Source organism: Peribacillus sp. NPDC096540 (assembly GCF_050278525.1).
GTDB lineage: Bacteria > Bacillota > Bacilli > Bacillales > DSM-1321 > Peribacillus.
In genome coordinates this window covers 1-4,690 of the sequence record NZ_JBNNTG010000087.1, presented here as the reverse complement: position 1 = coordinate 4,690, position 4,690 = coordinate 1, and the positions used below count along the sequence as shown (strand labels likewise).

The window sequence follows — 4,690 nt, the reverse complement described above, 5'->3', positions numbered from 1 at the left end:
AAAGGTCTTTTTGATTTATAAATTCTATATACGATATAAATTAGAAGTAATAGTAATGCTATCAAGTGTTTTGTCCCCCTAAGATGGTTGGCCGTTCTATTTGTGGTTATGACGATAATAAATATTGCCATTATTACTATTAACGTAAAGGTAAATTTTAAATAGTTTTGATTAAATTGAATTTCAGAAAAATTAATTTGAGAGCTCGTATTCGTTTCCTTGCTATGTAAGATATAGAACCTTATTAAAACAGTGGGTTTTCATTAAAATACCCAATTTAATTGTAACATAATGGATAATTTTATATGCCGATAGTTCGAATAAACTACGCTACTTAAACTAACCTGCCCCGATAGTTCCATAAGAAAAGGAGCTGCTGATCAGCTCCTGGTAATGAAGTAAAGCACCCGTTAGTTGAAGAATAGAACAGGTATATATACTAAATTGGTTACCCTTTATACTTTCTTTGGAAAGCCTTGAATTGCTCTTCGTATTTTTGTAATCTTTGCAAATTAACTTTAGAATTTAAGAAAGGCTTTCGCTTACCTACAACCATTACATCCTCTTCCTCGATAGGGCTTGAAAGATGTACATATGGCTTAAATTTATCGCACTTAGTATTAGGAATAGCTACAGACAACTTCGCGTATTCTTCCGTAGGAAATTGGTTAGAGATTTCTAACTCTTGAAGCTCTTTTAACCCGCAAATGGGTTCTAGCGACTCGTCTTGAACCTTAATATTTGATAAACCCAGATATTTTAAATTTCTAAGATACTTTAGAGGCTGAAGATTATTTAATTTTAAGTCTTTCGACTCTCCACCTGACAAATCTAAAAGTTCTAAACTTGTGCTGTTTTGTATAGCGCTTATGTCATTTAACTTGGAAAAGTCTTTTATAGACAAAGATTTTAAAGAAGAATTTTTAGATAAATCCCATAAACAAGTTGCTTTTAAATTCCAGTCAAGCGACATTACCTCAACATCTTTAAGTGATCCGATAATAGATAAATCTTCTACTCTCATTTCATATATATGCAGCATTTTCGGATTGACTAGGCTCAATATAGTATTGAATTCATTTTGGTTTACTGTGTAAATCCACAGTTTTATCAATTTCGAAAAAGATTTTAGCTTTTCAATATTCTTAGTTTTCCCTTGGATTAACAATTCGGTAGAAGAGTCATCTACGTCGGATAAATCATCTACAAACTGAGGTTGTTCTCCAAGACGAAAAATAAAATGGGGGTGTTCTTTTAAAAATAACATTTTATACCTCCGCATAATCGTTTAAAAATATTCTACCATTTCGAATACTATTGAACTAACCTGCCCCGTTAGTGCCATAAGAAAAAGGCTGCCGAAGCAACCCAAGTTAATGAACTAACGCACCCGTTAGTTCTATAAGAACAGCGAACCTTCTTCAAGAATCGCGCCCTTTGATGGAACAACGAAAATAGAAACACAAATGTTAGCTTGTTTTTCTTGAACTAACTCTCCCGTACAATTCTCCACAAACCTTGCTGCTAATTTATATCATTACAGGAATGCTGTACTGTTAGTACGAATTTAAGCACGATTAAAAGTTCCCTTTATAAACTCTATAATTACCAGACAGGTTTTAACCTCGATGATAGTTTATCTTCATTTTCTTCATAAACTAATTTTGTTAAATCTTCTTTGAGCATTTGCAGGCGTTCAGCACCTATGTTTTCAATCCAACGTTGCTCAATCTCAGTTAGTATCTTCTCTTTTGCTTTCACAACTAACCAACCTCGTTCGGTCAAAACAATAATTTTCCCTCTCTTATCAGTGGGATGAGCTTTGCGCATTACATAGCCACTTTTCTCAAGATAATCCACCATTTTACTCACAGCTTGCTTTGTAATTCCTAAATATTCGGCTAGTTCTATACCTGTTGCTCCATTGGGAGTGAGGCATTTAAACATAAAACCATGTGCAGGTCTAATATCTCCAAATCCCAATTCACTCAATCTGTCATGTAATTCATTAATTGATGTACTAAAGGATAATGATAAAAGTGATGTAAGATCCAATTCACTAAATACTTCATGATTCATACATAAAACCTCCTTAAATAAAGTCAATTAGGTTGACTTTATTTGAAATCCATTGTACTATACGTAATATAGTCAATCAAGTTGACTATAATTCTATTATAAAAAAATAGGATTCACCGAAACAAAATTAATACATTATGGAGGGTTCTCATGGCTAACATCGTTAAAATTAGAGGAAGTGTATTTGCACCGTATGCTTGGTTGGAACCTATTAAAGATCCTGCAACAGAAAAGATATTCGAATACACTGGTGATGCACGTGAATTTACACCATACGCTGTAAACACTATGCGGTCAAGATTAGAGCAAGAAGTGATTATTGATTTTTATAAAAAAGAAATTTTTTCACATGCAAATGCTTGTATCGTAACTGTGAAAATTACAAATCCAGATGGTTCAATCGAGTATAAAAAGGGAAAAACAAGTACAGACAATATTGAATGCACTAATGTTGAGTGGGGCGATGACGAAGTTTCTTTTAAAATGAGTGCTAGTGCCAGCAATCCTTTGAATACAGCAGCACCTGCAGCTGACTATGTATTAACTATACACGTTAACAAAAGTGGGGTTGCACATATTGAAGGTTCCCATGATGGGTTCCCTTGCTATGAATTTTATAAACAAACAGATTTCGGTCCATTTGAATTAATATATACACATGATTTCAGAAAAACTGGTGACACTCCGGCAGCACTAGCTGGGGAAATGGAATACAGTTTTAAACGACAATCTAGATATAAATACTAAGTAGACGATTACAAGCAGCAGCAAATATTAAATGAAAAGCAATTGATCATACGAAAGAAATTGTGATCTGTTTTGCTCAATGGGTCAATATTATTATTACCCAAAATAAAATTAAGAATTACAGAGGTGTGTCTCATGACTAATATCGTTAAAGTTAGAGCAAGTGTATTTATTCCAATGTCTTGGACTGAACCTAAGAAAGATATTCAAACGGGAAACATAATCCAATTCGAAGGTGATGCACGTGAATTTACACCTTATGCGGTAAACGCTATGCGTTCTAGAGTGGAACAAGAAGTAGTTGTAGATTTTTACAAAAAAGAAATTTTCACATATGCGAATACGGGCATAACAATAGAAAGAATCACAACTCCTGATGGTTCCGTTAATAAAAGAACAGGAAAAGCTAGTACGGAAGGTATTTTGTGCACTGATGTTGTATGGAGGTCAGATGACGTCAAATTTCAAATGATTGCTAGTGCTAGCAACCCATTAAATAAATATGCACCTCCCGTTGATTATCTATTAACTGTACATGTCAAAAAAGATGGTACTGTCGATATTCAAGGTGCACATGACGGATTCCCTTGTTATGAATTTTATAAGCAGGTAAACTTTGGTCCGTTTGAGAAGATTCATACACATGACTTCAGAGAAACTGGTGATACACCTGAAGCTCTAGGCGGAGACATGGAATATAGTTTTAAAAAGATATTGTAAAGACAATATGATTCCCTTTTTAGTGAATAAATATATAACAACATAAGAGTGAGCAATAGGAGGAAAAGAGAATGACAACAGTTTTATTTGTAAAAGCAAACAATCGCCCCGCAAACCAAGCGGTGAGTGTGAAATTATATGAGGCTTTTTTAGCAAGCTATAAAGAATCACATCCAAATGATAAAGTAATAGAGCTTGATTTATACAAGGAAGAATTGCCATATGTAGGAGTAGATATGATTAATGGCACTTTTAAAACTAGTAGAGGACTTGAGTTAACAGCAGAAGAAGCAAAAGCAGTAACTGTTGCTGATAAATATTTAGAACAATTCCTTGCAGCTGATAAAGTTGTATTTGGTTTCCCATTATGGAACTTAACAATTCCAGCTATACTACACACATATATTGATTATTTAAACCGCGCGGGCAAAACATTTAAATATACGCCAGAAGGTCCAGTAGGTCTGATTGGAGATAAGAAAATTGCATTATTAAACGCAAGTGGCGGTGTATATTCTGAAGGACCAAAAGCCGAAGTAGAAATGGCTGTTAAATATGTAGCAAGTATGATGAGCTTCTTCGGTGTAGAAAATATAGAGAAAATAGTGATTGAAGGTCACAATCAATTCCCAGCTAAAGCAGAAGAAATTATTGCTGCAGGGCTTGAAAAAGCTGTTAAAGTAGCAAGTACGTTCTAATTAATAAAACACTTGTCACTCAATATAGCAGTACCACCACTTTTATAGCGGTGGTACTGTTTTTTTATTCGCTCATCTTGCTACTTTTGGGGGAGTTAAAACCCAATTGATGTAATATTTCCATTTTAATCTTATAAAAAGATAGAAAGAAGGATTACATTACAATGGAACGTTGATAGACAAAATATATATAAACTTGATTTCCTTCTTCAACTATTCTGTCCTTTAGCTTAAGTACAACCCCTCAAAATCTCATCGACAAATATCGAATTTTCTTTTAAAATGATCTTCCACAATCTGGCCCAATTGTTGAATAAAGATCAAACAGCACTCTTCAACTTTCCTGCCCCGTTCGTATTATAATGTCAGCCAGAAATTTCTGGTTGACCATTTTTTATATCGATATATGATAACGGTAGCCGGGGTAGAACGTTCCTGCCCGTGGG

General features: G+C 34.2%; 5 protein-coding genes. 3 read left to right on the top strand and 2 right to left on the bottom strand.

Going from position 1 to position 4,690, the window contains the following annotated elements; all coding sequences use genetic code 11:
• Positions 1-448 precede the first annotated feature (448 nt).
• Both ACQKMR_RS28125 and ACQKMR_RS28120 read right to left on the bottom strand, forming a co-directional pair.
• Positions 449-1,267, bottom strand: coding sequence for a leucine-rich repeat domain-containing protein (locus ACQKMR_RS28125; protein ID WP_427700209.1), 819 nt, complete (start codon positions 1,265-1,267; stop codon positions 449-451).
• Positions 1,268-1,605: 338 nt separating this feature from the next.
• A complete protein-coding gene (locus ACQKMR_RS28120; protein WP_427700208.1) occupies positions 1,606-2,079 on the bottom strand; it encodes a MarR family winged helix-turn-helix transcriptional regulator in 474 nt (157 codons plus the stop codon).
• A gap of 150 nt (positions 2,080-2,229) precedes the next feature.
• Between ACQKMR_RS28120 and ACQKMR_RS28115 the strand changes: the two genes are divergently transcribed.
• The 3 genes from ACQKMR_RS28115 (at position 2,230) to ACQKMR_RS28105 (ending at position 4,244) form a co-directional block, all read left to right on the top strand.
• Positions 2,230-2,826 (top strand): DUF3238 domain-containing protein, encoded by a 597-nt coding sequence (locus ACQKMR_RS28115; RefSeq protein WP_427700207.1) that lies wholly within the window; start codon positions 2,230-2,232, stop codon positions 2,824-2,826.
• Between the two features lie 135 nt (positions 2,827-2,961).
• A complete protein-coding gene (locus ACQKMR_RS28110) occupies positions 2,962-3,546 on the top strand; it encodes a DUF3238 domain-containing protein (protein WP_427700206.1) in 585 nt (194 codons plus the stop codon).
• A 71-nt stretch (positions 3,547-3,617) separates the two neighbouring features.
• Positions 3,618-4,244, top strand: coding sequence for an FMN-dependent NADH-azoreductase (locus tag ACQKMR_RS28105; protein WP_427700205.1), 627 nt, complete (start codon positions 3,618-3,620; stop codon positions 4,242-4,244).
• Positions 4,245-4,690 lie beyond the last annotated feature (446 nt).

What these genes read in the sequence shown, in the direction of transcription:
- ACQKMR_RS28110 (WP_427700206.1), top strand. Translation starts at nt 2,962, where the DNA reads ATGACTAATATCGTTAAAGTTAGAGCAAGTGTATTTATTCCAATGTCT.
- ACQKMR_RS28125 (WP_427700209.1), bottom strand. Translation starts at nt 1,267, where the DNA reads ATGTTATTTTTAAAAGAACACCCCCATTTTATTTTTCGTCTTGGAGAA.
- ACQKMR_RS28115 (WP_427700207.1), top strand. Translation starts at nt 2,230, where the DNA reads ATGGCTAACATCGTTAAAATTAGAGGAAGTGTATTTGCACCGTATGCT.
- ACQKMR_RS28105 (WP_427700205.1), top strand. Translation starts at nt 3,618, where the DNA reads ATGACAACAGTTTTATTTGTAAAAGCAAACAATCGCCCCGCAAACCAA.
- ACQKMR_RS28120 (WP_427700208.1), bottom strand. Translation starts at nt 2,079, where the DNA reads ATGAATCATGAAGTATTTAGTGAATTGGATCTTACATCACTTTTATCA.